This window comes from Desulfurococcus sp., assembly GCF_049970475.1.
GTDB lineage: Archaea > Thermoproteota > Thermoprotei_A > Sulfolobales > Desulfurococcaceae > Desulfurococcus > Desulfurococcus amylolyticus.
Window position 1 is genome coordinate 1 of the sequence record NZ_JBMFMW010000151.1, and the last position, 1785, is coordinate 1785.

Consider the following 1785-nt stretch of genomic DNA (forward strand, 5'->3'; position numbering starts at 1 on the left):
ACGGTTAACTCACCTGTTGACACTAGGTCTGAGTTTATGAGTGCCATTGCAATCGATACCTCGTCAAATAATTTAGTAATATCTATAGTTTCTTTTTCCTGGGGAACCAGTATCCTCTCTGGTTGAGTAGGCTTAGGTGGAGTGGGAGATAACGTGGGTGGGGGAGGCTGGGGGGTTTGTGGCTTTACTGCTTCCTGTGGCGGGGTTTCAACTCTTTGAGGTGCTACTTCGGCTGGCTTTGGGGCTGGCTTAGGTGGAGTTATCATTGGCTTTACCGGCTTCTTTAATACATCCTCTAACTCCTTGGTGAATGATTCGATGACGCTTGTACACAACACCGCGTTTCCTCCCTCGCACACAGCCCTTAAATTAATATGTAAGGCATAGAAGACTGGTACAAGCCTATACTCTATCTGTGCCTTAAATGCATCTGAGTTGAAATACATTAGGATTATGTCATCACTCTTGACCTCGCTTCTTATCTTCAGGGGAATCCTTGTTACTCCTAGAATAGACCTCCTGCTTAAGACGGCTGAGACCTCGTTTGTGGATGGATCGCGTGCTGTTATTGTGAAGGATTTCATGTTTGATATAAGAGTGGCTACATCATATAGTAATGCGTATGCTTCCTCCTTAGATATAGGCCTTATTATTACCTTCTCGAAGCCACTTGATGCCACGGAAAATGCCACCTAAAATAGATTTACTCCTTCAAAATATTTAAAATGGTAATCATGAGCAAATATATCTTTATCCCGGCTTTAAATCAACTATAACCCGATATAAATAATTCCTGGAACCAGCCTCCTCTCCGCCCCAAGGGACAAGCTTTCAGTTGTAATGTATCGTGTGCGAGATTAAAGCCTACCAACTCCACTGATCTCTTCAATAGGCTCGTCAACAGCGTTAAGAACCTCCTTGTAGAGGCCTCTTGAGAATAGGGAGCGGCATATACTGCATTGATCCAGGTTTCTCACTCTTCCCTTCCTGAAATCCTCTACAGTATCATCAAGCAAGTTCTTAAGGCCTGGTATTCCAAGGACTGATTCATAATACTTAGGCTTCCTCTTTCCCGTTAAAGCATAGTTTACGGCTGACTGCTTCATACCTAGTGCTCTGGCTGCTTCAAGTTGTGTGAACCCTAGTTCTTTAACTAGCCTCACCGCTAGATAGGATTTAATAACTGGCATTATCTTCCTGTTTAACACCATGCAGAAAGCCTTCAAACTCACCACCTATAACCATGTTATTTAAATGCGACCAGGATATTAAAATAATTAGTTGTTCTTCACCTAGCTCGGGATTCATTATACTGGATAAAAACTCTAAGAGGTTTTACTTAGGATGCTGGATTCCAGGTCCATTATATAGTCTTCTTTAACGTGTCCATCCAGGAATTCCACACCTTCCAGGCTTAATAGCTTCTTCTTCACATGGCTACCTCCTAGTGAAAAACCACCTATTCCTCCATCACTATAAACGACCCTATGACAGGGGATGATAACCGGGTGTTTATTAATGGAGAGGCAGTAAGCTACTACCCGGGGATGTATCTTGAGTAGCCTAGCTATACTCGAGTATGATGTTGTTTTACCGGGGGGTATGATCATAGTCAACGTATAGACAGCTTCACATATATCTCTCATTGACGCTTTGTATGCGGTGACCTCTCTGCCTTTGATCTCGATTACTATCAAGGCTTACACCTTTAAGGGCTTCTAACAGGATTAAGCGTTTCCCCGCTGATGTTTTGTTAGCGGGGTTAGCCCCTGGCCCGGGCTCACT

At 43.4% G+C, this 1785-nt stretch carries 3 protein-coding genes; all 3 read right to left on the reverse strand.

Translation table 11 applies throughout. The features are described 5' to 3' along the window. Positions 1-680 (reverse strand): hypothetical protein (locus ACP5N5_RS06880; protein WP_428134458.1); only part of this gene is annotated, 680 nt, incomplete at its 3' end. 177 nt (positions 681-857) lie between these two features. After that, positions 858-1226 (reverse strand): transcriptional regulator, encoded by a 369-nt coding sequence (locus ACP5N5_RS06885; RefSeq protein WP_428134461.1) that lies wholly within the window; start codon positions 1224-1226, stop codon positions 858-860. Between the two features lie 99 nt (positions 1227-1325). Continuing rightward, the gene (locus ACP5N5_RS06890) at positions 1326-1697 is read right to left on the reverse strand and encodes an MGMT family protein (RefSeq protein ID WP_042667100.1); all 372 of its coding nucleotides are present in this window, start codon (positions 1695-1697) and stop codon (positions 1326-1328) included. Between the last annotated feature and the right edge of the window lie 88 nt (positions 1698-1785).